The organism is Microbispora rosea, from assembly GCF_900156315.1.
Taxonomy (GTDB): domain Bacteria; phylum Actinomycetota; class Actinomycetes; order Streptosporangiales; family Streptosporangiaceae; genus Microbispora; species Microbispora rosea.
Genome location: NZ_FTNI01000014.1, coordinates 132589 through 159425, shown reverse-complemented (window position 1 = coordinate 159425; position 26837 = coordinate 132589). Strand labels below are relative to the sequence as shown.

Below are 26837 nucleotides of genomic sequence, written 5' to 3'. Positions count from 1 at the left end.
CGCATGCGCCTGATCAGGCTCGCCCTACCCGTCTACGTCGAACTCCTGACGGCCGTGGTGGCCGTCGGTTTGATCGACACGCTGTGGGTCTCCGGCCTCGGCAGCGAGGCCGTCGCGGCGGTCACGATCGCCACCACGACAGAGAACCTGGCCCTCGGCGTGATCCTGTGCGTCGGGACGGGCACGACGGTCCTGGTCGGACGGCGCGACGGTCGTGCCCCGCTGACCCCGGTCATCCGTACGGCGTGGCTGCTGCTGGGCGTCTTCGCCCTGGCCGTGGCGGTGCCCGGCGTGCTGCTGCGCGAACCGATCGCCCGCCTGTTCACCGACGATCCCGTGACGGTGGGGCTGACCGCGGGCTATTTCGTCGTGGCGTTCGCCGGGATCCCGGTCTTCTACGCGCAGAACCTCGCGGACGGCGTCTTCAAGGGACTCGGCGACACCCGGACGCCGATGCGGACCGCCCTGCTGTGCAACGCGCTGGTGATCGTCCTGGACCCGCTGCTGATCTACGGGCTCGGCCTGGGCGTGCGGGGAGCCGCGCTGGCCACCGTGGCGGCCCGCCTGGCCACGCTGGCCGTGTCCGCCCTCCTGCTCGTCCGGCGGCTGCGGACGGAGACAGGGACGGGGACGGGGACGGGGCGGGGCTCGGTCAACCGCGCGGACGCCGCGGCGATCCTGCGCACCGGGCTGCCCATGTCGGGCGACTTCCTCGCCCGCGCGCTGGTGGGCATGGCGCTGACCGGCATCGTCGGCCGGCAGGGTGTGGCCGCGCTCGCCGGGTACGGCATCGGCCTGAAGATCATGATGGCCGGGGTGATGTCCTTCTACGCCCTCCGCCAGGCGGCGATGATCCGCACCTCGCGCGCCGGCGAGGCGGACGGCCCGTCGTCACGTCGTCATCAGGCCGTTCCCGTGGTGCTGTACGGTCTGGCCGCGGGGCTGGCCGCCTCGCTCGTGCTGAACGCGCTCGCCCCGGCGGCCGTGGGCCTGTTCACGGCCGATCCCGCGGTGGCCGCGGAGGCCGTGTGGTTCCTGCGCTGCATGCCGCTCTATCTCGTGCCCTTCGGCGGGCTGATCGCCGTCGGCGGCGTGCTGCAGGCCGGCGGGCGGGGCGCCGGCCTGCTCGCGGCCACACTGGCGGGCTTCGCCGTCCAGTTGCCTCTGGCCTTCCTGCTCGGCTCCCGGATGGGCACCACGGGAGTCTGGCTGGCCATGGCCGCCGGCGCCGCGCTGTCGCTCGGCCTGCTCAGGCCAGCCTGGCGAGGGCCGCGCGCACCCGGTGGAGCGAGCGCTCGCGACCGAGCACCTCGATCGACTCGAACAGCGGCAGGCCCACGGTCCGGCCGGTGATCGCCACACGGACGGGGGCCTGCGCCTTGCCGAGCTTGAGCCCGTGAGCGAGGCCGACCTCCTCCAGGGCCGTCTTGAGCGACTCGGGGTCCCAGCTGACCGTCTCCAGCCGCTCGGCGTACCCGGCCAGGATCTCGGCAGCGCCCGCCTTCATCGCCTTGTCCCAGGACGCCTGGTCGAAGACGGGCTCGTCGAGGAACAGGAAGTCGACGTTGGCGGTGACCTCGGACAGCACGGCGACCCGGGTCTGCACCAGGTCGGCCACGCGGTCGAACACCGAGCGGTCCCACGACGGGTCGAGCCACGGCTCGCAGCGGGCGACGAACACCTCGCGGGGCAGCGCCCTGATGTACTCGCCGTTGAAGGCCCGCAGCTTCTTCTCGTCGAAGAACGCCGGCGCCTGGTTCACGTCCTCCAGCCGGAACAGCGGCATCATCTCCGACCACGGCATGATCTCGCGGTCGTCGCCGGGCCCCCAGCCGAGCAGCATCAGGTAGTTGACCATCGCCTCGGCGAGGTAGCCCTCGTCGCGGTAGGACTCCAGGGCGACCTTGTCGCGGCGCTTGGACAGCTTCTGCCGCTTCTCGTTGACGATTACCGGCACGTGCGCCCAGACCGGCGGCTCCGCGCCCAGCGCCTTCCACAGGAGCTGCTGTTTGGGCGTGTTCGACAGGTGCTCCTCGGCCCGTACGACATGGCTGATGCGCATCTCCATGTCGTCCACGACGTTGGCGAGGATGAACAGCGGCGAGCCGTCCCCGCGAACGATGACGAAGTCCTCCATCGCCGAGTTGGGGAACTCCACCCGCCCGCGGACCTTGTCGTCCACGACCGTCACGCCCTCGTCGGGCGTACGGAACCGCACGGCGCCCTCGGTCAGGCCGCGGTCGCGGCAGTGGCCGTCGTAGCCCTGGTGCTCCGAGCCGGTCCTGGCCTTCACGTCGTCGCGCGTACAGGTGCAGTGGTAGGCCTTGCCGTCCTTGAGCAGCTTGGCCGCGGCGTCGCGGTGCTGCTGCTCGTAGGCGGACTGGAAGTAGGGCCCCTCGAAGTGCGGCGAGTCGCCGTTGATGCCGATCCAGGCGAGGGCCGAGATGATGCCCTCGGTCCACTCGGGCCGGTTGCGTGCCGCGTCCGTGTCCTCGATGCGCAGCACGAACGTGCCGCCGGACTGCTCGGCGATCGCCCAGTTGAACAGCGCCGAGCGGGCGCCGCCGACGTGGAACATGCCGGTGGGCGAAGGGGCGAAGCGCACCCTAGTCACGTGAGATCACCCGGTTAGTGAGAGTTCCGATTCCTTCGATGGAGACGCCGACCTCGTCGCCCACGGACATCGGGCCCACCCCGGCGGGCGTGCCGGTCAGGATGACGTCGCCGGGCAGCAGGGTCATGACCGCGCTCACGTACGCGATGAGCGCGGGGATGTCGTGCAGCAGGAGGGAGGTGCGGGCGCTCTGCCTGACCTCGCCGTTGAGCGTGGTGGTGATCGCCAGGTCGGCCGGGTCGAGTTCGGTCTCGATCCAGGGACCGAGCGGGCAGAACGTGTCGAAGCCCTTGGCCCTGGTCCACTGGCCGTCCCTGGCCTGCAGGTCGCGTGCGGTCACGTCGTTGGCGCAGGTGTATCCGAAGACGACCTCGCCCGCGCGCTCGGCGGGGACGTCACGACACAGCCGGCCGATCACCACGGCCAGCTCGCCCTCGTAGTCGACCCGCTCCGACAGCTTCCCCGGGTAGGCGATCGCCTCCGACGGCCCGATCACGGTCGTGTTGGGCTTGAGGAACACGACCGGCTCCGCCGGGGGCTCGCCACCCATCTCCCTGGCATGGTCGGCGTAGTTCTTGCCGATAGCGATGATCTTGCTGGGCAGCATGGGGGCGATCAGGCGGACCTCGGCGACCGGGAACCGCTCGCCGGTGAAATCCACCCCGTGGAAGGGATGGCCGCCGATGCGGGCGATGACCTGCCCGCCTTCTTCCACCACGCCGAAGGCGACCTGGTCGCCCATCGAGAACCTCGCGATACGCACGTCACGAGCCTAGTGGGGTATCCCACGGTGGCGTACTTAAGGTGGTCTGATGACAGTTGGAGTCGAGCGCTACGGGGAGTTCATGTGCCTTCGGTCGTGAAGATCAATGTGCTGACGGTGCCCGAGGAGATGCGGCGCGAGCTGGAGAAGCGGTTCGCCAGCCGGGCCGGGATGGTGGAGTCGGCCGACGGGTTCGAGTGGTTCGAGCTGTTGCGGCCGGTGGAGGGCAGCGACCGCTACCTCGTCTACACCCGCTGGCGCAGCGAGGAGGACTTCCGGCGCTGGCAGGAGAGTCGGGCGTTCCAGGCGGGGCACGCGCAGGCCGCCGCCGAGGCCGGCGCGCAGGGTCACGGACACGGGCAGACCCAGGGACACGGGCACGGACACGGGCACGGGCAGGGCGGCCCGGCCGCGACCGACTCGGAGCTGTGGACGTTCGAGGTCGTGGAGAGCACCGGCCCCAAGCAGGACGGCTGAGCCGGGCCCATTGACGTCCGAACGCCCCGTCGGCCTCGCGCGGGCGAGGGCGTTCAGGCGTCAAGCGGGTTGGCGGCGATCCGGGCGCCGATGCCTTCCGTGACGGAGCAGGCCGCCGCGCAGCCCGGCTTGCGCCGCGTCTGCTCCTCGAAGGCGGCGATGAACTCCGCGCCGAACCCGAGCCGGGGATGGCGCGCGAGCACGGCGGCACGGGCGTCCGCCGGGAACTCCCCGGGGCGCTGTCCCGACACGTCCCACGACGTGGCCACCTGCAGCAGGTGCGACTCCGGGTCCTCGGACGCGGCGACCGGATCGCGCATGTGGACGACGACGATCTCCTCGGCCCGCGCGGACCTCTCGGGCGACCACCCGGCGGCCATGCCGAAGACCCAGGCGAGACGTCCCCCCGCCTCCTCGAACGGCACCGCATGGCTGTCGAAGGTCTCGGTCAGCCCGATGTCGTGGAGCAGCGAGGACACGTAGTACAGCTCGTCGTCGAAGCCGATCCCGTGCGCCCGGGCGTAGCCGGCGCCCCACAGGTAGGCCCTGATCGAGTGGTTGAGCAGCGCGGGCGGGCAGAAGCGGGTGGCGACGGCGAGCGCGGCCGTCGCGGCGGGTGTCTCGGGGAACGTCTCTGAGAACGGAGCCGGCATGGCTCCAGGTTGGCAGAGCGCGGAGGCCGGGCGCGAGCAGCCGCACGGCCACTTCCCGCACGATTCAGGCCAGCGCTACGGGCGCAGGCCGTCCAGTACGAGGTCGGCAAGGCGGCCGGGGCGGGCGCGGTCGGCGCGGCGGCGTTCGCCGGTGACCGCGGCCACGACGATGGCCTGCACGTCTTCGCCGTCCACATCGTTGCGCACCACACCCGCCTTCTGGGCACAGGCCAGAAGCTCGGCGAAGATCTGTTGCAGGCGGACGGCCGTCTGCCGGGTGGCGTCGGTCAGGGTCACACCGGCTCCAGCGAGCGCGTCCGTGAGGTCCTGCTTGGCGCCGGCCTCGCCGACAAGCCGCCGGAGGAAGGGAAAGAACGCCGACCCGGCTCGGTCGGCCGCCAGCGCCTCGCGTGCTTGCACGATCAGTTGCTCCAGGTGGTTGGCGATGACGGCCTCGTAGAGCGCCTCCTTGGTGGGGAAATGCCGGTGAACGGTGCCCGGGCCCACCTCCGCGCGGCGCGCTATCTCATCAAGCGACACGCCCAGGCCCTCGGCGGCGAAGGCCTGGCCCGCCGCCTCCAGGATCCGCGCTCTGTTCCTTCGCGCATCGGCCCGCATGCCTCTTCCTTCCACCTGGACAACCGGGGCGCTTGCCCCGTATCTTCGAAATAAGCGGGGCACTCGCCCCGAATAATTCGGGAGTATGCCATGTCTGTTCTCGCCGCGTACGACGTCGTCGCCCGGCTCCTCCGCCTGACCGCCTCCGGGCCTTGTGAGGAGATGGCCGATCTGTTCGCCGAGGACGCCGTCTTCGAGTTCCCGTTCCAACTGCCCGGCATCTCCCAAGGAGAGCAGGGCCGGGAGACCTTCCGCGCCCATCTCAGAGCGGGTGCCCGGCTCCAGAGGTTCGAGTCGGTGGACGACGTCGAGATTCACCGGACGACCGATCCCGAGACGGTGATAGCCGAGTACCGGCTGCGGGGCCGGGTCACCGCGACGGGCAAGCAGTTCACGTCCCAGGTCGTCATGGTCGCCAGAGTGCGCGACGGGCTGATCACCTGGTCGCGCAACTATTCCAACCCGCTCGACAGCGTGATCGCCTTGGACATGGTCGACGACCTCGTCGCCGGGTTGGCCGCAGGCACCTGATGATCCGGCCGGCCCGGCTCAGGGTGGCTTTTGTGAGCAGTTGTGCACTTGTAACCAGAGTGACTTGACCAGACAACCAGAATTCGGACAGCATGAGCGGCTCCCAATTCGATCTCGGAAGGAATCCGGCGTGTTCCGCCGCCTCTCAGCCCTCTCTCTGGTGGCCGTCCTCCCGCTGACCGCGCTCACCGTCGCCGCCCCCGCCCAGGCACGGGCGCCGCACCGCACCCCGGAATGCCAGGGGGACTGGCTGCCCGCCACCCCCACCTCCGGCGACGTCATGAGCGGCAAGCTGTCCTTCCTCGGCCTGCCCGCGGTCACGGTGGGCGAGAACGTCAACTGGCGCACGGACCCGTACAAGAACCGGTCCTGGCAGATGGTGTTCCAGTCGCTGCGATGGATGGGCCGGCTCGTGGCCGACTACGAGGCGACCGGCGAGGACGACTACCTCAGCAGGGCCGAGGAGATCGCCAAGGACTGGGTGGAGGACAACCCGTACGGCGGGCGCACGACCAGCCCGTACGCCTGGGCCGAGCATCCGATCGCGCTGCGCGCCCCCGCCCTGGTGTGCCTGAGCAGGTACGTGAAGGCCGACTGGCTGAAGAAGAGCCTGGCCCTGCACGCGAAGCTGCTGTCGGACCCCAAGAACTACGAACTCGGCCACAACCACGGGCTCGACCAGGACATCGGCCTGCTGCGCATCGGCTGCCGCTACGGCAACGCGACGTGGAAGAACCTCGCCGTGAGCCGCATGGTCAAGTCGATGAAGCTCGACATCGACGGGCAGGGCGCGCTGCGCGAGCAGGCGCCGCGTTACGCCATCTACGTGCACGACCGGCTCAGGGTGGCGGTCGACACGATCAAGGACTGCAAGATGAAGGTTCCCGCGGCGCTGGCCATCCGCTGGGAGAGCCTGCCGCGGCACATCAGCGCCGCCACTCAGCCCAACGGCTACATGGTGCCGATCGGCGACGGTCCCGCCGACGTCCAGCCGGCCGCCTTCGACCACGCCGCCTCGACCGTGCAGGTCTTCAACGCCGGTTACGTCTTCGGCCGCACCGCCTGGAACGACCCCAAGTCGGCCTACTACTCGATCCGATTCGGGCCGGCGCTGAAGTTCCACGGCCACGAGGACCACATGGGCGTGACCTACTACGCCCAGGGCCGCTCGATCCTCACCGAGGCGGGCTTCGTCTCGTACGAGAACACGCCCTACCGGCGGTGGACGCTGAGCCCGGAGGCGCACAACGTGCCGATCCTCGTGGGCAGGAAGTTCCGCGGGCACACCCCCACCGCCCTGGTGTCCAAGTCCGTGCACAAGGACCGGCAGGCGTTCACGTTCACCGACAAGGCGTACGGCGTGCCGCGCAAGCGGTCGGTGCTGGTGAACCACCGCGAGGACGTGATGGCGGTGCTCGACAGCGGCGGCGGCAAACTCCAGAACCTGTGGCACCTCGATCCCAGGCTGAAGGTCGTGTCCGACTCGGGTGGACGGGTCGTGGTGGGCGACGGCGAGTGGAGGGCGTCGATCGTCCAGCTCGCGATGCCGTCATGCAAGCCCGTCGGCGGCCAGCGGGTGGTGCGCGGGCAGACCTCGCCCTACCAGGGCTGGGTCTCGCCGGCCTACATGCGCAGGGAACCGGCCTCGGTGATCGTCTCGCCCGTGGCGCAGTCGCTGCTGACCGTGGTGGTGCCCGGAACCGACCGGCCGGAGGTCAGCTGCTCAGGACGCACTCTGATCGTTCACACCCCGGCCGGTTCGGTCACGCTGCACACGAGCTCTTCCGGCACGCTGTCGTAAACCTCCTCCCCCGACAGGAGGGCGGCGGGCGGTTATCCGTACACCGAGGGTGACGGGGAGCCGCCCGCCAGTTGCTTGGCCTGGTCCGGCACGTGGCCGAGCTTGTCGACCTCGTGTGCCAGTCCCTCCAGGACCGCCCGCAACTGCACCTGCGTGACGTCCGCGAACGTGCGCAGGTAGGCGATCCTGCGCTCCAGCTCCTCGGCCTCGGCGCTCTGCAGCCCGTTGCCCGAGGCGCGGTAGGCGCCGACCGCCTGGTTGGCGGCCTCCTCGGCCTGCCGCTGCGCCTCCATCAGGAGTTCCTCGTACTGCCGGCGGGCCTGGCTCACGATGCGGCGCGCGTAGTCCTCCGCCTCCGCGATCTGCGCGTCGGCGGTCTGCTGGGCGCGGGACAGGATGTTGATGGCGTCGACGCTCAGGGTCTGGGACGCGGCGGCCTGTTCCGGGTTCATGCCGTGTTCCTTGTACCACTGCTTCATGCGGTCGATGTACGCCCGCAGGTCGGCCTTCTCCTTGTCGCTGGCCGCCATGTCCTCCGCGACGCGATAGAGGAACGAGCGCACCTCGTCCTCGCTGTAGCCGCGGCGCCCGAGCGAGGTGCGCGTGAAGTCCTGCTTGCGTACCCGATCCGGGGTGAGGGGCTGGCGCTCGCTCGCCGGGCTTCCCCAAGGCGTCTCTGCCGTCATGACTCCCGACCCTTGTCGCTCGTGAACTCGTCGAAGTGGATCTGCTCGGTCGGCACGCCGGCGTCCAGCAGCCGTCCGACGGTGGCCTGCGCCATCTCCTCCGAGCCGCAGACGTAGACGTGCTGACCACGCCATCCCTGCAGCGCGACGTCCACGGCGTAGCCGCGGGTGCCCCGATAGAAGGGGTCGTGGGAGACGACCGGCACGACGTTGAGCCAGGGGTGCTCGGCGGCCATCTTGGCCAGCGCCTCGTAGTCGTACAGGTCCCTGGAGTGCCGGGCGCCGACGACGAGGTCCACCCTGCGCGTCGGGCCCTCGTAGGCGATCTGCTCCACGAGCCCCTTGAGCGGCGCGAGGCCGGTGCCGCCCGCGATCATCAGCAGGTCGCCCTGGACGTCCGCGGTGAGCGTGAGCCGTTCGCCCACCGCCGCCCCCACGCGCAGCATCTCGCCACGCCGCGCGCCCATGACGAGCGCGGAGCTGAGCACGCCGCCGTCGACCATGCGTACGTGCAGGTCGATCGTGTTGTCCTGACGCGGCGCGTTGGCGAACGAGTAGAACCGCCAGACGCGCGGGCGCATGGCGTAGGAGATCGACGCCGACTGACCCGGCCGGAAGGGGTACTGGTAGTTCAGCCGCGCGCGGATGACGGCGATGCCGAGGGTGCGCATCTCGTGGCTGAGGATCTCCGCCTCCCACCAGGGCGGGGAGACCTTCGACGAGTCGTTCGCGGCGTCGATCATCACTTGGGCGACGAGGTTGTAGGCCTGCGTCCAGTCGTGCGCGAGCGCAGGGGTCCACCGATCGCCCAGGAAGTGCTCGAGCGTGGCGAGCAGCGCCTGGCCGACGGCGGGGTAGTGCGTCGAGTTCACCGCGAACTTGCGGTGGTCGCGGCCGAGCTGCTGCAGGACCGGGACGACCTCCTCGATCCTGTCGACGTTGCTGATGACCTTGCCCAGTGCGCCCACGAGCTTGTCGCGCTGACGCGCCATCGACACCGGGAACATGTCCCGTACGTCCGGGTTCATCAGGAAAAGAACCGAGTAGAAGTACAGCGGCACCTGGTCGCCCGATCGGGAGACAAGGTGCCAGCTGTCCTTGAGAGCCTGCGTATCCACTCAGTCGGCCGTTTCTGCGGGTTCGGCGACGATGGACGACTTCACCTTGGTGAGGACGAGGCCGACGTCGCGCAGGATGTCCTCGCCGACGCCGCTGTCCTGCAGGACCGCGAACAGGTGCTCGCCCACCTTGTCGTAGTGCTGCGACGTGATGCCCATTCCGGTGTGGGCCTCGCCCAGGTCACGGCCCTCGTACGGCTCGGGGCCGCCGAGGACCGAGCACAGCAGCATGACCATGTGCCGCTTCAGCCTGGGCATGTCGATACCGGTGAAGTACGGCTTCAGATCGTCGTCGCCGAGCACGCGCTCATAGAAACGCTCGACGACGTCGCGCACCACAGGTGCGCCGCCGATCTGGTCATAGTAAGACGGCGAGGTGATCACAGACCCTCCCATTCCGGGTGCACCAGCGGGGGGATGACTGGGAGCCGAAAGTTCTCGGACTCCCCTAGTCACGTGGCTGGTCATGGTGACAGACGGACGCTCGGCTCCCACGGCACCGGCCGCCTCCGATAGAACAATCAGAGCCTGGCGGCAGGCACCGCGACAGCACGGGGTTCGGTGCGCAGATACTTCTTGCCTTCACCCTCCGTTGAGCCAGAGCGGGGCGCTGAGGCTGGAACCGCGGCCGGGATCGCCGATCGTGGCGAAGACCGCCTCAGGAGCTTCGCCTATCTAAGCACCAACTAGACTAAATGTCACTAAAACCACAGCATTCACCAGCGCACCGTGAGCGTCGCCCACACCATGCCCGGATGAGGGTTCGCGCTGGTCAGGCGCTGTGCCCGGCCCGAAGCAGACCGTAGGTCACCGCCTGCTCAAGCGCCTGCCAGGACGCCTCGATGACATTCTCGCCCACCCCGACCGTGGCCCACTCGCCGGTCGCATCGCTCGAAGTGATCAGCACTCGGGTCACCGCGTCCGTGCCGTGGGTGCCCTCCAGGATGCGGACCTTGAAGTCGATCAGCTCGACCCCGGCCAGCTCGGGGTACAGCTTCTCCAGCGCCAGCCGCACCGCCCTGTCGAGCGCGTTGACCGGGCCGTTCCCCTCGCCAGTCGCGATGATCCGCTCGCCCTTCGCGTGGAGCTTGACGGTCGCCTCGCTGACCACGTCGCCGCCGGGGCGGCGCTCGACGATCACCCGCCACGACTCCACCGTGAAGTAGCGCCGGTGCTCGCCGTCGACCGTGTCGCGCAGCAGCAGCTCGAACGACGCGTCGGCGGCCTCGAACGTGTGCCCCCTGGCCTCCAGGTCCTTGACCCGCTCGACCAGCTGCCTGGACTGCTCGCCGGTGAGCTCGTAGCCCAGCTCGCGGCCCTTCAGCTCGACCGAGGCGCGGCCGGCCATGTCGGAGACCAGCATCCGCATGTCGTTGCCGACCTCGGCGGGGTCGATGTGCTGGTAGAGGTTCGGGTCCACCTTGATCGCCGACGCGTGCAGGCCCGCCTTGTGCGCGAAGGCCGACGTCCCGACGTACGGCTGGTGGGAGTTCGGCGTGACGTTGGTGACCTCGGTGATCGCGTGGGCGATGCGGCTCATCTCGCGCAGCGACTGCGGCGGCACGAGGTCGAATCCCCGCTTGAGCTGGAGGTTCGCCACCACCGTGAACAGGTTGGCGTTGCCGGAGCGCTCGCCGTACCCGTTGGCGCAGCCCTGCACGTGCGTGGCTCCGGCCTTCACCGCGGCCAGCGTGTTGGCGACCGCGCAGCCGGTGTCGTCGTGGCAGTGGATGCCGATGCGGGCCCCGGTGCCGGCCGCCTCGTGCACCACGTCGGCCAGCTCGTCGGGCAGCATGCCGCCGTTGGTGTCGCACAGCGCGATCACCGACGCCCCGGCCTCCGCGGCCGTGCGCAGCACCTCCAGCGCGTACGCGGGGTTGGATCGGTAGCCGTCGAAGAAGTGCTCGGCGTCGAGGAAGACGCGCTGGCCCTCCGCCGTCAGATGGGAGACCGTGTCGCGGATCATCGCGAGGTTCTCCTCCAGCGTCGTGCGGAGGGCCAGTTCCACGTGGCGGTCGTGGCTCTTGGCCACGAGCGTCACGATCGGCGCGCCGGATTCGCGCAGCGCGGCCACCAGGGGATCGTCGGCGGCCTTCACGCCCGCCCGGCGGGTTGCGCCGAACGCGGCGAGCTGCGCGTGCTTCAGGTCGAGCTCGGTCTGAGCCCGCCTGAAGAACTCGGTGTCCTTGGGGTTGGCGCCCGGCCAGCCGCCCTCGATGAAGCCGACGCCGAGGCCGTCCAGGTGACGTGCGATGGCCAGCTTGTCGGCGACCGTGAGGTTCAGCCCCTCCTGCTGGGCGCCGTCGCGGAGCGTCGTGTCGTACACGTGGAAACGATCGTCGGCCATCTCTGTGTCTCCTTCGCGGGGTTGCATCTCGCCGCGCGCTTGTCGGCCCCAACCGAGAAGGCCGCTCAAACAAAAAGACCCCTCACGGACGTGAGAGGTCTGCGCGCCGGCGATGTCCTTCAGCCGGCGCGCCTGCCGATAATGAGCAGACCGTAGTACATGGTGCTGAGCAGTTTGCCACAGCCGGTCACCCTCTGGCACATCGATCTCATAGTACGAGATATGGGAGGGTGTTCGCGCAGGTCAGAGGGCTCGACGATCTAGTGTGATGCCATGAAGGCTGCCATGTTCACCACACCGGCCGTCGCCGCGTACGCCGCGGCGCACACGAGCCCGCCCGACGACCTGCTCGCCGACCTGGCCGAGGAGACCCACCGGCTGGTGGGCGACCGGATCAGCATGCAGATCGCGCCGGAGCAGGGCACCCTGCTCACCATGCTGGTCCGGCTCAGCGGTGCCCGGAGCGCCGTGGAGGTGGGGACCTTCACCGGCTACTCGTCGATCTGCATCGCCAGGGGCCTGCCCGCCGACGGACGCCTGATCGCCTGCGACGTGAGCGAGGAGTGGACGGCGGTGGCCCGCCGCTACTGGCAGAAGGCGGGCCTCGACGACCGCATCGAGCTGCGCCTCGGCCCGGCCGCCGACACGCTGCGGGCCATGCCGGCGGGCGAGAGCATCGACTTCGCCTTCATCGACGCCGACAAGCCGGGCTACCCGGTCTACTACGAGGAGATCCTGCCCCGGCTGAGGCCCGGCGGCCTGATCGCCGTGGACAACACGCTCCAGCACGGCGACATCACCGATCCCGCCGCCGGCGGCAACGTGCCCGCGATGCGGGAGTTCAACGACCTCGTCGCACGCGACTCCCGGGTGACGAGCGTGCTCCTGACCGTCGCCGACGGGCTCACGCTCATCAGGAAGAACTGAACCCCGGATCTCGATGGACGTAGGGCAATGATGGCGTAATAACGCGCCATAGAGGCGCGGGACACACGATCGGCGCCCCCTCGGTGAGTACGCTCGCGAAGCGATTCGCATTGGCGGATCGCTTTGCCCAGGGCTCGTCTTTATCACGCAGCGTCTGATGCAACCAGGCGTCTGATCCGAACAGGGGGCGGCGAATGACTTGTCGGCGCGGCGGCGGGGCGTTTCTCACCGGCAGGATCGCCGGTCTCCTTCTCGCCGGGACATCGGCTTCGACCGTGTTCGTCACCGGCGTCATCCCGCTCGGGGCCGCCGCCGACAACGGGCACGGCCGTACCGATCGCGCGGTGCGCAACGTCGCGACCACCCAGGGGAAGGACCCGCAGGACCGGCCCAGGGACAAGCTGTCGGTGTCCGGCGACACGCACAACCGCGGCTACCAGCACACGTCCACCAACACCGCGGGCGGCTCCTCGAACGTGCAGAACGCGCTGTGCCGGCGCGCCCGGGTCTGCAACATCACCCAGCACGTGACCGTCGCCGGTCCGACCGTGAGCCCGGCGCCCTCCGCGCCTGCGCGGACGCCCGGCGCCAGGCCCACTCCGGTGCCCACGGTCACCGTCACGGTGACCGCGACGCCCAAGCCGTCTCCCGTCGCGCCCGCGCCCGCCGTCGCGGCGGAGCCGGCGCCGTGCCCGGCCGCGCGCTCCCTGATCAGTGTCGGCGCGAGGGCCGGGGTGAGCGGCGGCGGGGGTGCCGGCCTGCTCCACGGGCTGGTGTCGCTGTCCGTCCTGGCGGTGGGCACGACCTGCCCGGGCGCGACCGGCTGAACGCGACCCCTTGAACGCGACCGCTTGAACGCGACTACGTGAACCCAGCCCCCGGGCACGCCCCTCCGGAGCGCACACCGGACGGGCGCCCGCCTGGGGGGAGGCGGGGCGGCCGTCAGCAGATCTTGTGGATCCAGTGGTGGGCGTCGGGGCGGCTGCCGTACTGGATGCCCACGAGCTCCTCACGGATCTTCATCGTGACCGGCCCGGGGGTGCCGTCGCCGACGGTCCAGCTCCGGTCGACGCCCTTGACGGAGCCGACGGGGGTGACGACGGCGGCGGTTCCGCAGGCGAAGACCTCGGTGAGCTCGCCCGACTCGCAGCCCGCCTGCCACTCCTCGATGGAGATCTTGCCCTCCTCCGCCGTGTATCCCAGCTCGGCGGCCAGGCTGAGGATCGAGTCACGGGTGATGCCGGGCAGCAGCGTCCCGGTGAGCGCCGGGGTCACGAGGCGGTCGCCGAAGACGAAGAACAGGTTCATCCCGCCCATCTCCTCGACCCACCGGTGCTCGAAGGCGTCGAGCCAGACGACCTGGTCGCAGCCCTCCTCGACGGCCTGCCGCTGGGCCACGAACGCCGCCGCGTAGTTGCCGCCGCACTTGGCGAACCCGGTGCCGCCGGGCGCCGCGCGGGTGTACTCCGTGGACAGCCAGACCGAGACCGGCTTGAGGCCGCCGGTGAAGTACGACGCGGCGGGCGAGGCGATCACCATGTACTTGTAGCTCCGCGAGGGGTGGTTCACCCCGAGGGCGGGCTGCGTGGCGATCATGAAGGGACGCAGGTAGAGGCTGTGGCCCTCGGCGGTCGGCACCCAGTCGCGGTCGGTCTGCACGAGGAGTTCGAGCGACTCGACGAACGCCTCCTCGGGAAGCTCCGGCATCGCCATCCGCAGCGCCGACCGGTTGAACCGCGCCGCGTTCGCGTACGGCCGGAACGCGACGATCGAGCCGTTCGGCTGCCGGTACGCCTTGAGGCCCTCGAACAGCTCCTGGGCGTAGTGGAACACGGAAGTGGCGGGGTCCAGGACGAGCGGACCGTACGGCTGGAGCTTCGCGTCGTGCCAGCCCTCCCCTTCGGTCCAGTCGATGGACACCATGTGGTCGGTGAAGACCTGACCGAAGCCGGGGCTCGCCAGCACCTGCTCGCGCTCGGCCGCACTGCGGGCCTGCGGATTGAGCTGCACGTCGAACCTGAGGTGGGTGGTCATGCGAGGTCCTTCTCTCTACGTCGTCGTAGTAATTGTGCGACGAGTCGGCTAAGGGAAAACTAGGGCATTTCACAGGTATGAAAAAGCGCATGGCGGCCCATACCGGGCCGCCATGCGCGTGATGTCGGGATGAGCGGCCGGAATCAGCCGGCTACTCGGGCGGCGATGTCGTCGCCGATCTCGCGGGTGGAGCGTGCCGTCCATCCGCTCTGGCGCTCGATCAGGTCGTCGGCCACGGCCTGCTCGACGCGGGCCGCCGCCTCGGCGTGGCCGAGGTGGTCGAGGAGCATGGCGACCGACAGGATCGTGGCGGTGGGGTCGGCCTTGCCCTGGCCCGCGATGTCGGGCGCGCTGCCGTGCACGGGCTCGAACATGGACGGCGCCGTGCGGGCCGGGTTGACGTTGCCGCTGGCCGCCAGGCCGATGCCGCCCGCGACCGCCGCGCCGATGTCGGTCAGGATGTCGCCGAACAGGTTGTCGGTGACGATCACGTCGAACCGCTGCGGCTGGCTGATGAAGAACATGGAGGCCGCGTCGACGTGGCAGTAGTCGGTCTCCACCTCGGGGAACTCCAGGCTGAGCCGGTCGACGGTGCGCGCCCACAGGTCGCCCGCGTACGTCAGCACGTTGGTCTTGTGGACCAGCGTCAGCTTGCGGCGCGGCCGGGCCACGGCCCTCTCGAAGGCGTAGCGCACCACGCGCTCGACGCCGTAAGCCGTGTTCAGCGACTCCTGGGTCGCGATCTCCTGCGGCGTGCCGCGGCGCATCACGCCGCCGGCGCCGGCGTACGGGCCCTCGGTGCCCTCACGGACGACGATCATGTCGATGTCCTCGGGACGGGCCTGTCCGAGCGGGGTCGTCACGCCGGGGAACAGCTTGACCGGGCGGAGGTTCACGTAGTGGTCGAGCTCGAAGCGCAGGCGCAGCAGCAGGTCGCGCTCCAGGACGCCGGGCGGCACGCTCGGGTCGCCGACGGCGCCCAGCAGAATCGCGTCGTAGCCGCGCAGCTCGTCGAGCACCTCGTCGGGAAGCGTCTGCCCGGTCGCGTGGTAGCGCTTGGCACCGAGGTCGTACTCGGTGGTCTCGGACTTGACGCCCGCGGCGTTGAGGACCTTGAGGCCTTCGGCGACGACCTCCGTGCCGATACCGTCACCGGGGATCACTGCCAGGCGGATGTTGCTCGACTCCATGCGTGTACCTTACCGGTTGTCTCGGAGATCGGAACACGATCTCACCATGCGGTCCATACGTGGGCGTACCTGCGCGTCAGGCGGGTCCCGTCGCGAGGGCACGCCCGAAGACGAGGTCGCGCGCGCCGTGGACTGCCCGGCCGCCGGCGCCCCGAGGATCACGGCGTCCGGCCCGATGCCGCAGGGCGGCGCGGGCCGGTGCCGCCGGCGCGCAGCCCGGCCGGGACGGACGAGGCTGGCACGCTCCAGGCCGGGAGGGTGGCCGATCCCGCCGATCCCGGCCAGGCCGGCCGAGGCCAGGTCGGCCCAGGTCAGCGCTGCGGTACGCCCCCGTTGTCGCGGCGGTCGAGCGCGATCTGCAACGCGGCGGCCGCCTCGTCCTCGGCGTCCTCGGAACGACCCCAGGGGTACATCTCGTACATGGCGATTCTCTCTTCGACGGAGGAATGCTGAGATCGGGATCCGCCTGTCGCGGATCCGGTACGTCGGCCACCGGTGGAACGCGGGTCACGCGTCACGGGCGAGCCGAAGGCCGGCGGCGCGGCGCTCCGCGACGGGCCGGCCTGCCCTGATCAGGCCCCGTCGCGGCAGGTGGAAGTGCGGGGCGCCTCGTCATCACGAGAGTACCCCACAATCTCGTAGGACGACCTAGTATCTCACTTCGTGAGACGCGGTCCGCTGGGCGGAAGACACGGGGAAAACACGAACGGCCCGGCGCGCGGGCGCCGGGCCGTTCGATGAAGCGATGCGGAGCGTCAGTCCTCCAGGTCGACCGTACGGCCGCTGTCGGCGCCGATCTCCCCCGCGATCTGCTCGACGACCTCGGACGGGATCGCCGTGTCGACCGTCAGCGCGATGAGCGCCTTGCCGCCCTTCACGTCCCGCGAGACCTGCATGGACGCGATGTTCACGTTCTGCTCGCCGAGCAGGCGGCCGACGATGCCGACGATGCCGGGGCGGTCGGCGTAGGTGAAGAAGGCCAGGTGGTCGGTCGGCTCGATCTCCATCGCGAAGCCGTTCACCTCGACGATCTTGGTGATCTGCCGGGGGCCGGACAGCGTGCCGGAGACCGAGACCGTGCGTCCGTCGGCGAGCACGCCGCGCACCGTGATGACGTTGCGCCAGTCGGGGCTCTCCGCGCTGGTGACCAGCTCGACCACGACACCGCGGTCCTTGGCCAGCAGGGGCGCGTTGACGTAGGTCACCGCGTCCTCGACGACGCCGGTGAAGACGCCCTTGAGCGCGGCCAGCTCCAGGACCCGGACGTCCTGCGCGGAGATCTCGCCCCGGATCTCGACGTCCAGGCGGGTGGCCACCTCGCCCGCGAGCGCGGTGAAGATGCGGCCGAGCTTCTCGGTGAGCGGCAGGCCCGGCTTGACGTCCTCGGCGACCGCGCCGCCCTGGACGTTCACCGCGTCGGGCACGAACTCGCCCGCGAGCGCCAGCTTGACGCTGCGGGCGACCTGCGTGCCGGCCTTCTCCTGGGCCTCGTGGGTGGAGGCGCCGAGGTGCGGCGTCGCCACGACCTGGTCGAACTCGAACAGCGGGCTGTCGGTGCAGGGCTCCTTGGCGAACACGTCGATGCCCGCGCCCGCGACGCGACCCTCCTTGAGGGCGGAGTAGAGGGCGTTCTCGTCGATGATCCCGCCACGCGCGACGTTGATCAGCCGGACGCTCGGCTTGACCATGTGCAGCTCGCGATCGCCGATGAGGCCGACGGTCTCCTTCGACTTGGGCAGGTGGACCGTGATGAAGTCGGCCTGCTGGAGCACCTCCTCCAGCGACGCCAGCCGCACGCCCATCGCCGCCGCGCGGGCCGGCTGCAGGTAGGGGTCGTACGCGATGATCTCGACGCCGAACGGCTGCAGGCGCTGCGCGACGAGCTGGCCGATCTTGCCGAGGCCGAGGATGCCGATGACCTTCTCGTCGAGCTCGACGCCGGTGTACTTCGAGCGCTTCCACTCGCCGCCCTTGAGCGCGGAGTGCGCCTGGGCCACGTTGCGGGCGCTGGCGAGGATCAGCGCGACCGTGTGCTCGGCGGCGCTGGTGATGTTGGAGGTCGGGGCGTTCACGACCATGACGCCGGCCTTGGTCGCGGCCTCGACGTCGACGTTGTCCAGGCCCACCCCGGCGCGGGCGACGACGCGCAGCTTGGGCGCCGCCGCGATGGCCTCCGCGTCGACCTGGGTCGCGCTGCGTACGATCAGGGCGTCCACGTCGGCGAGGGCGGGCAGGAGCTGCGATCGGTCGGCGCCGTCGGTGTGCCGGACCTCGAAGTCCGCGCCGAGCACGGCGAGACCCGCTTCTGAGAGCTCTTCTGCGACAAGTACGACGGGCTTGTTCACTGGGTTGAGTCCTTCGTGAAGTGCGACAGCGCGGACGACGTGAGTCTATCCGGGCCTTGTGAAAGCTCTCACGAGCGCCCGGCATACGAGACACCCAAGGTCTCGGCGGCGTCGCGACGGCACGACGACCCGGTCTCGGAATCTCGATCCGCGCGGCTCCGGGCGCCGTCCCGCCGCCGGCCGCCCGCAGGATCTGGTGGGACCGAGGGGATTCATGAGACTCGCTCACCTACGGGCCCAGCCCGTCGATGTACCCCGGCTACGCCTGATCCATACGGACTGCCACCCATCTCGGTATTGATCGCACCTATTCTTGGGGATTAGCCTGATTCGCCATGGTCCAGTCCCTATCGTTCAGGCTATGAGCATCGGGAACCCCTCTCTGGGCGACGTTCTCGCGCGGCATGGCAGCCCCAGGCAACTCCTGGCGGCCCTCGCGGAGTGGGGCATCCTGGTGGCGGTCCGCCCCGACCGCTCCGTGGTGCTCGGCACGACACAGAACGGCGAACGCGTTCTGCTCGGCTACACGGGACCGGCGACCTACGCCCGGCACCGTGGCAGCCACTCGCTGTCGGCGTGCGACGCCGGCACCATCCTCGACATCCAGCGCGTCACGGGCGTGCGCGAGATCGTGATCGACGCGGCCGGCCCCGCTGCCGCCGCCGTGCCGATCGACGACCTGCAGCGCTATCTGGAGCAGACCCGCACCGGTCCCGCTCCGGCGCTGTCGGCCATGGGCTCGGCCGCCCCCACGGCGTACGCCACGGGCGCGATGGCGACCGTGACCCGTGCGCAGGCCACGCGGCAGGCTCCCCCGCCGGCCACGCCCGTCCCGCCGATGCCCGCCCCGGTCGCGGCGGCGGCCTCCGCGCTGCCGTCGCAGCGGATCCCCGCTCCCCGCCAGCACCTGTCGGGGGCGATGCAGGTCGTGGACCCCGGCTACCGCAGGACGCGTCATCCGATCCTGCCGGCGCTGCGGGTGGCGGTCGCCGAACTGCTGCCGGAGTATCCCTACGTCCACCACGTCTGGATCTCCGAGGCGCGCACGGCCGCCGGGCTGTGGGGAATCATGCTGCACGTCAAGGTGCACATCTCCGCCGCCGACGACATCGTGAAGGAACTGCACCGCCGGGTGCGCAGCCGGCTGCCGCAACTGGCGGCCAGCGAGGCGCCGGTGCTCATGGCCAGGGTCGCCGACGCGCACACCGAACGCCGCCTGATCGAGATCGGCGCGCACGTCGTCTGCCCCGACGTTCGCGACTGAGCCCGGAGCCCCGTTACCGATCTCCGCCGGCACCGCGCCTGCACCGGGCCGGCGGAGATCGACGGGACACCGGGCAGCCGCCGAACCGTTGCCGGAGAATCCTTCCGAACGGACGCTTGCTCGGCTTGAATGTCGCCATGGTTTCCACGGCGACGCCGTCCCCTTCGAAGGTCTCCCTCGGGGTTCGCCTCGGGTACGCCGTCGGCTCGTTCTGCACGGCCAACTTCGCCACGATCCCCGGGCTGCTGCTGCTCTTCTACATGACCAACGTGCTCGCGGTCCCCGCCGGGCTCGCGGGCGTCGTGCTCTTCCTGCCCAAGGCCTGGGACCTGATCGCCAACACGATGGTCGGCCGATGGTCGGACCGCACGGTCTCGCGCTGGGGACCACGCCGTCCGTGGCTGCTCGCCGGGGCCGCGGTGCTGCCGGTGTCGTTCGCGCTGGTGTTCGCCGGGCCGCCGCTCACCGGCGCGCCCGCCGCCGCCTACGTCGGCCTCACGTTCCTGCTGGCCACCACCGGATACGCGCTGTACGAGGTGCCGTACAAGGCCATGCCGGCGGAGATGACGACCGACTACCACGAGCGGACCTCGCTGCTGCAGTGGCGCATGGTCCTCATCGCGGTCGGGATCGCGATGAGCGGCATCCTCGCTCCGGCGATCGCCGGCGACACGGCCGACGGGTATCGCACCATGGGCATCAGCTTCGGCGTGATCCTGCTCGTCGCGATGCTGGCCTCGTTCTTCGGCACCGCCCGCGCGCCCTTCACGGCCCCGCAGAAGTCCGAGGGGACGCTTCGGGAGCAGCTCGCCGCCGCCCGCACGAGCAAGCAGTTCCTGTGGCTCCTCGGGCTCAGCTCCGCGCAGACGCTCGGGGCCGGCGTGATGCTCGCGGGCGCGCCCTACTTCGCCGCCTACTCTCTCGACGACACCTCCGCCACCACCACGCTCTTCGCGGCGCTCGTGGGGCCGATGCTGGTCACGATGCCCCTGTGGGTGTGGCTGGCGCGCAAGCTCGACAAGCGCGGCGCGATGATCCTTTCGGGCTCGCTGTTCACGGGCGGTGCGCTGCTGATCCTCGCGACGCCCGCGCTCGGCGAGCTGTACGCGCACCTGTGCGTGATGATCGTGGGCGTCGGCTACGCGGGCCTGCAACTGCTGCAGTTCTCCATGCTCGCCGACGTCATCGCCCACGACGGCGCGGTGAGCGGCGAGCGCAGGGGCGGCGTCTTCACCGGCCTGTGGACCGCGGTGGAGAACGCGGTGACGGCGCTCGGGGCGACCGCGTACGGGTGGGTGCTGAGCGCGGGGGGATTCGTCTCCTCCGATCCCGAGCATCCGGTGACCCAGCCGGGCAGCGCCCACGTCGCCGTGATGATCGGCGTGACCGTGGTGCCCGCCGTGATCACGTTCGCGGGCGTGCTGATGACCCTCAGGTACGACCTGACCGCCGACCGCCTCGCCGCCGTCACCGGCGGGGCCGGGACCACGCCCTCAGCGGCCGCCGTCACCGGTGCTGAGACCGCCGGGAAGGACGGCGGGCAGCCCGAACCCGGCGAAGTGCTCCGCACCGAGGAATGAGCTGATCGCGCGGATCCGCTCGTCCCGCAGGGTCGGCACGGTGATCGACCAGGCGGTGTGCGGGCGGTCGCGGCGATCCCGGAGCCGCCGAGAGCACCTGGAACGGGGGGCGCGGGAGGCCCGTCTACGACCTTAAGCGCCCCTCAAGGCGGTCCCCTGGCCGATCACGCCGCTGACCTGCGGATTATCGGACATCTCAGGCAGTACGCGGGATAAAGGAAGTTTAAGAGAAGGTAGATACTTTCGGGCTTGGACCGATTTATCACCACATGTCGGTCTCTGGCGCACCATAATGACGACTTCCCCAGCGTCTAACCCCCACTGGAGGAATGATCGTGAACAGAGCGCTCGGAGCGGTCCTGTGCCTCGGGAGCGTCGCGGCCGTCGGCGTGGCTGCGGCCCCCGCTCAAGCAGAGGCCCTGCACGCGGGCTGCCGGGTCGCCGCCGCGAAGCCCTACGTCAGCGTGGACGGCAAGATCCGCGCGGCGGGCTCGCGGGCCGGTTGCATCGACAACGCCCGTTTCCGGGTCCGGATCGTGAAGAGCAGGCCGGGCCCCGACCGCGTGGTCAAGAGCGGCTCCAAGGTGGTCAGGAACGCGCGCGTCGTCGTCGGGCTGACCTGCGCGGACGGTGCGTACTACAGCGTCGTCACCGACTACCGCGGCCACCTGTCGCGGTCGCGGCCGGTGCGCCTCGACTGCGACGTCCCCACCCCGGTTCCCACCGCTACCTCGTCCCCTAGCCCCACCGGCGTCCCCACCGGCGCCCCCTCCGCCGTCCCCAGCACGGCCCCTGCCACGACTCCGCCCGCGAGCGCCCCCGCCTCCGCCGCTCCCAGCGCCTCTCCGACGAGCGGCTCGGCCGTGGGGACCGCCATCGAGAACGAGGTGGTGCGCCTCACCAACGTCGAGCGGGCGAAGGCGGGCTGCGGCCCGCTGAAGCACGACCCGCGCCTGCGCACCGCCGCGTACGCCCACTCGGCCGACATGTCCGCCAAGGACTACTTCGACCACACCTCAAAGGACGGCCGCTCCTTCGCCGACCGCATCACGGCCGCCGGCTACACCTGGCGGGCGGCGGCGGAGAACATCGCCAAGGGCTACGGCACGGCCCAGGCGGTCGTCCAGGGCTGGATGAACAGCCCCGGACACCGGCAGAACATCCTCAACTGCAACTACACCGACATCGGGGTCGGGTACGTCGCCGCGGGCGGCCCGTACTGGACCCAGGACTTCGGCCGGCAGTAGAGACGCGCCGTCCGGCAGGGAGCGGGGACGCCACGCCCGGCGGCCCCGCTCCCGCGCCGGGATTGGCGGGGAATACGACGGTCTTCTGGACACCTCGGACCACTGCGGCGGATACTCCAATCATGAGCTCTCCCCCGGTTCGCGCCTCGGACGGGGACCGCGAGCGTGCGCTCAGCGAGCTCCGCGACCGGGCCGCCGAAGGACGCCTGTCCATGGAGACCTTCGTCGGCCGGGTGGACCTGGCGCTTCGCGCACGCAGCCGCACCGAGTTGGACGAGCTGGTCGCCGACCTCCCGCACCGCGGGCGCTGGCGCAGGAGGATCACCGACGCCGTCGCCTCCGTGTCGGAGCTGAGCAGCCGGATCGAGTCCGCCTGGCGGCGTCCGCGGCTGCCCCGGCTCGCCCTGCCCGCCGACGGCCGGGCCCGCTACCTGGTCGGCCGCGGCTCGTCCTGCGACCTCGTCCTCGCCGACCTGACCGTCTCGCGGGTGCACGCCGAACTGCGGCGGGAGCACGACTCCTGGCTGCTCGTCGACCTCGGCTCGATGAACGGCACCCGGCTGAACGGCTGGCGCCTGGTCGGCCCCGCATCCGTGCGGGCCGGCGACGAGGTGGCGTTCGGCGACAGCGTGTTCCTGGTCTCGATGCCGGCCTGATCGCTCCAGGTGAATTTCCGTATCGCCGCCCCGGCACCGCTCACCGGCGATCGCGGAAAGCCACTCACCCGGGAGCCCTGGGTCCCCACCTGGTACGCCGCCCTGCCGATCGCGGGAGAGGCGGAGCGGATGGTCGGCGGGACGCCGCGCGGCAGGATGGGCGGCACGGCGGCGACGGGGCCGTGAAACGCAACGCGGCGCCGCTCCCCACCTCTCCGGCGGGGCGCGGCGCCGCGATCATGCGAGCGTTCGCGAGCCTCAGGCCTGCTCGCCCTTGAGCCAGCTCATCATCGGGCGGAGCTTGCCGCCGGTCTGCTCGATCGAGTGGCCCGCCAGCTCCTCGCGGTAGCGCTTGAAGTTGGTCTGGCCGGAGTCGAACTCCTCGACCAGCTCGCGGGCGAAGCGGCCGTCCTGGATCTCGTCCAGGATGCGGCGCATCTCCTTCTTGGTCTCCTCGTTGACCACGCGCGGGCCGCGGGTGTAGCCGCCGTACTCGGCGGTGTCGGACACCGACCAGTACATCTTGGAGATGCCGCCCTCGTACATGAGGTCCACGATCAGCTTCATCTCGTGGAGGCACTCGAAGTAGGCGACCTCCGGCTGGTAGCCGGCCTCGATCAGCGTCTCGAACCCGGCCTTGATCAGCTCGGAGACGCCGCCGCACAGCACGGCCTGCTCGCCGAACAGGTCGGTCTCGGTCTCCTCGGTGAAGGTCGTCTTCAGCGCGCCGGCGCGGGTGCCGCCGATGCCCTTGGCGTACGACAGCACGAGCGGCCAGGCGTTGCCGGTGGCGTCGCGCTCGACGGCGACCAGGCAGGGCACGCCGCGGCCGGCCGAGTACTGGCGGCGGACCAGGTGGCCCGGGCCCTTCGGCGCCACCATCGCGACGTCGACGCCCGCCGGGGCCTCGATGAGGCCGTAGCGGATGTTGAGGCCGTGGCCGAAGAACAGCGCGTCGCCCTCGACGAGGTTCGGCGCGACGTGCTCGGCGTACAGGTGCCGCTGGATGTGGTCCGGCGCGAGGATCATCGTGAGGTCGGCCTCTTCGACGGCCTCGCCCGGCGACAGCACGCGCAGCCCGTCGGCCTCGACCTTCTCCCGGCTCTTGGAGCCCTCGGGCAGGCCGACGCGGACGTCCACGCCCGAGTCGCGCAGGCTCAGCGCGTGGGCGTGGCCCTGGCTGCCGTAACCCAGCACCGCGACGTGGCGGCCCTGGATGATCGACAGGTCGGCGTCGTCGTCGTAGTAGATCTCAGTCACTTGCTTGCCTTTCACGGGTTGTCCGTCGCGACGTGCCTGCCATGGGAGCTACGTCGTGTCTGACAAATCTTGCCCCGCTGCGCGTGGCCCAGGGTCCACGCTCGCGACGGGCAGCGTCTGTCCGACACTCCTATGCGCTGCGGTCGAGGGCGCGAAGCGAGCGGTCGGTGATGGAACGGGCGCCGCGGCCGATGGCCACCATGCCCGACTGCACGAGCTCCTTGATGCCGTACGGCTCAAGGACCCGGACGAACGCCTCCAGCTTGTCGGTCGTCCCGGTGACCTCGATCGTGACCGCGTCCGGAGCCACGTCAACGCAGCGCGCCCGGAAGAGGTTCACGAGTTCGAGGACGTGCGACCGGCTCTCGGAGTCGGTCCGCACCTTGATCAACATCAGCTCGCGCTGCACCGACTGGCTGTTGTCGAGCTCGACGATCTTGATGACGTTGACCAGCTTGTTGAGCTGCTTGGTGACCTGCTCCAGCGGGAGGTCCTCCACGTTGACGACGATGGTCATCCGCGAGATGTCGTCGTGCTCCGTGGGGCCGACCGCCAGCGAGTCGATGTTGAACCCGCGGCGGCTGAACAGGGCGGCGACCCGGGCCAGCACGCCCGGCTTGTTCTCCACCAGCACGGACAGCGTGTGGCGACTCATGCTTGCTCCATCTCCTCGCGCTGCTGGTCGTGAACGGGTCGGGCGGGGGCGGGGCTCATTCTCCACCCTCCCAGTTGGGCGCCATGTCGCGGGCGTACTTGATGTCGTCGTTGCTCGTCCCGGCGGCGACCATCGGCCAGACCATCGCGTCCTGGTGCACGACGAAGTCGACCACCACCGGCACATCGTTGATCTCCATGGCCTTGCGGATCGTCTCGTCCACGTCCTCGGGACGCTCACACCGCAGGCCCACGCAACCGTACGCCTCGGCGAGCTTCACGAAGTCGGGAATCCGCTTGACCCGCTGCAGATCGGTGTTGGAATAGCGCTCGTCGTAGAACAGGGTCTGCCACTGGCGCACCATGCCGAGGTTGCCGTTGTTGATGACCGCCACCTTGATCGGCACACCCTCGATGGCGCAGGTCGCCAGCTCCTGGTTGGTCATCTGGAAGCACCCGTCGCCGTCGACCGCCCACACGACCTTGTCCGGGCGGCCCATCTTGGCGCCCATGGCGGCCGGCACGGCGTACCCCATCGTGCCCGCGCCGCCGGAGTTGAGGAAGGTGCCGGGGTTCTCATACCTGATGAACTGGGCGGCCCACATCTGGTGCTGGCCGACGCCCGCCGCGTAGATCGCGTCCGCCCCGACCAGCGCGCTCAGCCGCTCCATGACGTACTGCGGGGCGAGCGAGCCGTCGGCGAACTCCTCGTAGCCCAGCGGGTAGGTCTCCTTGTAGCCGTTGAGCAGCCGCCACCACTCGCTGTAGTCGCCCTTGCGGCCGTCGGCCTGCTCGGTCCGCACTGCGGTGATCAGGTCCCCGATCACCTCGCGGCAGTCGCCCACGATCGGCACATCGGCGTGGCGGTTCTTGGAGATCTCCGCCGGGTCGATGTCGGCGTGGATGACCTTGGCGTGCGGAGCGAAGCTGGACAGCTGGCCGGTGACCCGATCGTCGAACCGGGTGCCGAGCGCGATCAACAGGTCCGCGCGCTGCAGCGCGCCGACGGCCGAGACGCTGCCGTGCATGCCGGGCATGCCCATGTGCTGGGGATGGCTGTCGGGGAAGGTGCCCCGGGCCATCAGCGTGGTGACCACCGGGATGCCGGTCAGCTCGGCCAGCTCCAGCAGCTCGGCCGAGGCGTGCGCCTTGTGCACGCCGCCGCCCACGTAGAACACCGGCCGCTTGGCCTCGGTCATCAGCCGGGCGGCCTCGCGGATCTGCTTGGAGTGCGGCCGGGTCACCGGGCGGTAGCCGGGCAGCTGCATGACCGGCGGCCAGGAGAAGGTGGTCGTGGACTGCAGGGCGTCCTTGGAGATGTCCACCAGCACCGGCCCCGGGCGCCCGGTGGAGGCGACGTGGAACGCCTCGGCGATGGTCCGCGGGATGTCGTCGGCGCTGGTGACCAGGAAGTTGTGCTTGGTGATCGGCATCGTGATGCCGGAGATGTCGGCCTCTTGGAAGGCGTCGGTCCCGATCAGCGGCGAAGCCACCTGCCCGGTGATCGCCACGATCGGCACCGAGTCCATGTAGGCGTCCGCGATCGGGGTGACCAGGTTGGTCGCTCCCGGGCCGCTGGTGGCCATGCACACCCCGACCCTGCCGGTCGCCTGCGCGTAGCCCTCGGCCGCGTGGCCGGCGCCCTGCTCGTGCCGTACAAGCACGTGCCGGACCTTGGTCGAGTCGTAGAGGGGGTCGTAGGCGGGGAGAATGGCCCCGCCCGGGATCCCGAACACCGTGTCGACCCCGACCTGCTCCAGCGCCCGCACGAGGGCCTGGGCACCTGTCATTTTCTCGGTCATCGGCTCGTTCCTTGTGGCTGAGCTTGCTTCTGCTGGGCTGCTTGGCGTGACTCCTGGCATAAAAAATGCCCCATCCGCTGAGCGGAGCTGGGGCGCGCGCAGGACCTAGTGCTTCGTCAGGCTGCGCGCCTGCGAAGTACTACGAGAATCCCACCGCTATGCATGGCTACAACGATGTCCGATGGAGCGCCTCTACGTCAAATCATCTGGGACGCCCGTCTCGCCATCCAAGACACCCCACCCGCCGTGATCTTGCAGTTTGTCGCAGGC

The 26837-nt window shown here is 70.2% G+C and carries 25 protein-coding genes; 11 read left to right on the top strand and 14 right to left on the bottom strand.

What is annotated here, in order from left to right:
- The first annotated feature begins 3 nt into the window (after positions 1-3).
- Positions 4-1353: an MATE family efflux transporter gene (locus tag BXA11_RS20680; protein ID WP_076436911.1), complete on the top strand. Its 1350-nt coding sequence runs from the start codon at positions 4-6 to the stop codon at positions 1351-1353.
- Here BXA11_RS20680 and gltX read toward each other — a convergent pair.
- Both gltX and BXA11_RS20670 read right to left on the bottom strand, forming a co-directional pair.
- Complete coding sequence (gltX, locus tag BXA11_RS20675; protein WP_239105094.1) at positions 1250-2578, bottom strand: glutamate--tRNA ligase; 1329 nt, start codon at positions 2576-2578, stop codon at positions 1250-1252. The two genes, BXA11_RS20680 and gltX, sit on opposite strands and share 104 nt — an antisense overlap.
- Before the next feature lie 28 nt (positions 2579-2606).
- Positions 2607-3377, bottom strand: a complete 771-nt coding sequence (locus tag BXA11_RS20670) for a fumarylacetoacetate hydrolase family protein (protein ID WP_076436907.1) — start codon at positions 3375-3377, stop codon at positions 2607-2609.
- Between the two features lie 84 nt (positions 3378-3461).
- On the opposite strand from BXA11_RS20670, the gene BXA11_RS44680 reads away from it, so the two are divergent.
- Positions 3462-3854, top strand: a complete 393-nt coding sequence (locus tag BXA11_RS44680) for an antibiotic biosynthesis monooxygenase family protein (RefSeq protein ID WP_030506079.1) — start codon at positions 3462-3464, stop codon at positions 3852-3854.
- 53 nt (positions 3855-3907) lie between these two features.
- Here the strand turns inward: BXA11_RS44680 and BXA11_RS20660 are convergent, their stop codons facing one another.
- Both BXA11_RS20660 and BXA11_RS20655 read right to left on the bottom strand, forming a co-directional pair.
- Positions 3908-4507, bottom strand: a complete 600-nt coding sequence (locus BXA11_RS20660; protein WP_076436905.1) for an HD domain-containing protein — start codon at positions 4505-4507, stop codon at positions 3908-3910.
- Between the two features lie 75 nt (positions 4508-4582).
- Positions 4583-5125, bottom strand: coding sequence for a TetR/AcrR family transcriptional regulator (locus tag BXA11_RS20655; RefSeq protein WP_076436903.1), 543 nt, complete (start codon positions 5123-5125; stop codon positions 4583-4585).
- 90 nt (positions 5126-5215) lie between these two features.
- Here BXA11_RS20655 and BXA11_RS20650 point away from each other — a divergent pair, with 90 nt between their 5' ends.
- A complete protein-coding gene (locus BXA11_RS20650; RefSeq protein WP_076436901.1) occupies positions 5216-5656 on the top strand; it encodes a nuclear transport factor 2 family protein in 441 nt (146 codons plus the stop codon).
- 130 nt (positions 5657-5786) lie between these two features.
- A complete protein-coding gene (locus BXA11_RS20645) occupies positions 5787-7457 on the top strand; it encodes a heparinase II/III family protein (protein WP_076436899.1) in 1671 nt (556 codons plus the stop codon).
- Positions 7458-7489: 32 nt separating this feature from the next.
- Here the strand turns inward: BXA11_RS20645 and BXA11_RS20640 are convergent, their stop codons facing one another.
- From BXA11_RS20640 to cimA, 4 genes are all read right to left on the bottom strand, one after another.
- On the bottom strand, positions 7490-8143 hold the full coding sequence (locus tag BXA11_RS20640) for a DivIVA domain-containing protein (protein WP_076436896.1): 654 nt from the start codon (positions 8141-8143) through the stop codon (positions 7490-7492).
- Positions 8140-9261, bottom strand: coding sequence for a globin domain-containing protein (locus BXA11_RS20635; protein WP_076436894.1), 1122 nt, complete (start codon positions 9259-9261; stop codon positions 8140-8142). The genes BXA11_RS20640 and BXA11_RS20635 overlap by 4 nt, the downstream gene beginning before the upstream one ends.
- Positions 9262-9645, bottom strand: coding sequence for a group I truncated hemoglobin (locus BXA11_RS20630; protein ID WP_083744431.1), 384 nt, complete (start codon positions 9643-9645; stop codon positions 9262-9264).
- A 388-nt stretch (positions 9646-10033) separates the two neighbouring features.
- The gene (cimA, locus tag BXA11_RS20625) at positions 10034-11608 is read right to left on the bottom strand and encodes a citramalate synthase (RefSeq protein ID WP_030506087.1); all 1575 of its coding nucleotides are present in this window, start codon (positions 11606-11608) and stop codon (positions 10034-10036) included.
- A gap of 273 nt (positions 11609-11881) precedes the next feature.
- Here cimA and BXA11_RS20620 point away from each other — a divergent pair, with 273 nt between their 5' ends.
- On the top strand, positions 11882-12535 hold the full coding sequence (locus BXA11_RS20620; protein ID WP_076436890.1) for an O-methyltransferase: 654 nt from the start codon (positions 11882-11884) through the stop codon (positions 12533-12535).
- A 194-nt stretch (positions 12536-12729) separates the two neighbouring features.
- Positions 12730-13362 (top strand): hypothetical protein, encoded by a 633-nt coding sequence (locus BXA11_RS20615; protein WP_143734417.1) that lies wholly within the window; start codon positions 12730-12732, stop codon positions 13360-13362.
- A gap of 115 nt (positions 13363-13477) precedes the next feature.
- Here the strand turns inward: BXA11_RS20615 and BXA11_RS20610 are convergent, their stop codons facing one another.
- The 3 genes from BXA11_RS20610 to serA form a co-directional block, all read right to left on the bottom strand.
- A complete protein-coding gene (locus BXA11_RS20610; RefSeq protein ID WP_030506090.1) occupies positions 13478-14569 on the bottom strand; it encodes a branched-chain amino acid aminotransferase in 1092 nt (363 codons plus the stop codon).
- A 143-nt stretch (positions 14570-14712) separates the two neighbouring features.
- Entirely contained in the window at positions 14713-15759 is a 1047-nt protein-coding gene (locus BXA11_RS20605) for a 3-isopropylmalate dehydrogenase (RefSeq protein ID WP_076436888.1), read from the bottom strand.
- Between the two features lie 755 nt (positions 15760-16514).
- Positions 16515-18104 carry a phosphoglycerate dehydrogenase gene (gene serA, locus BXA11_RS20600; RefSeq protein WP_076436887.1) on the bottom strand — a complete coding sequence of 530 codons (1590 nt, stop codon included), beginning with the start codon at positions 18102-18104 and terminating at the stop codon, positions 16515-16517.
- A 361-nt stretch (positions 18105-18465) separates the two neighbouring features.
- Between serA and BXA11_RS20595 the strand changes: the two genes are divergently transcribed.
- The 5 genes from BXA11_RS20595 (at position 18466) to BXA11_RS43235 (ending at position 23037) form a co-directional block, all read left to right on the top strand.
- Entirely contained in the window at positions 18466-19368 is a 903-nt protein-coding gene (locus tag BXA11_RS20595; RefSeq protein WP_076436886.1) for a hypothetical protein, read from the top strand.
- Between the two features lie 137 nt (positions 19369-19505).
- Positions 19506-20948 carry an MFS transporter gene (locus BXA11_RS20590; RefSeq protein WP_083744430.1) on the top strand — a complete coding sequence of 481 codons (1443 nt, stop codon included), beginning with the start codon at positions 19506-19508 and terminating at the stop codon, positions 20946-20948.
- Positions 20949-21283: 335 nt separating this feature from the next.
- Positions 21284-22195 (top strand): CAP domain-containing protein, encoded by a 912-nt coding sequence (locus BXA11_RS20585; protein ID WP_239105090.1) that lies wholly within the window; start codon positions 21284-21286, stop codon positions 22193-22195.
- 122 nt (positions 22196-22317) lie between these two features.
- Positions 22318-22851 carry an FHA domain-containing protein gene (locus tag BXA11_RS20580; protein ID WP_076436882.1) on the top strand — a complete coding sequence of 178 codons (534 nt, stop codon included), beginning with the start codon at positions 22318-22320 and terminating at the stop codon, positions 22849-22851.
- 9 nt (positions 22852-22860) lie between these two features.
- Positions 22861-23037 (top strand): hypothetical protein, encoded by a 177-nt coding sequence (locus BXA11_RS43235; RefSeq protein WP_159454816.1) that lies wholly within the window; start codon positions 22861-22863, stop codon positions 23035-23037.
- Between the two features lie 72 nt (positions 23038-23109).
- On the opposite strand, the gene ilvC is transcribed toward BXA11_RS43235, so the two are convergent.
- From ilvC to BXA11_RS20565, 3 genes are all read right to left on the bottom strand, one after another.
- A complete protein-coding gene (gene ilvC / locus BXA11_RS20575; protein ID WP_030506097.1) occupies positions 23110-24102 on the bottom strand; it encodes a ketol-acid reductoisomerase in 993 nt (330 codons plus the stop codon).
- Positions 24103-24241: 139 nt separating this feature from the next.
- Positions 24242-24766 (bottom strand): acetolactate synthase small subunit, encoded by a 525-nt coding sequence (gene ilvN / locus BXA11_RS20570; RefSeq protein WP_030506098.1) that lies wholly within the window; start codon positions 24764-24766, stop codon positions 24242-24244.
- Positions 24767-24821: 55 nt separating this feature from the next.
- Positions 24822-26627, bottom strand: a complete 1806-nt coding sequence (locus BXA11_RS20565) for an acetolactate synthase large subunit (protein ID WP_076436880.1) — start codon at positions 26625-26627, stop codon at positions 24822-24824.
- Positions 26628-26837 lie beyond the last annotated feature (210 nt).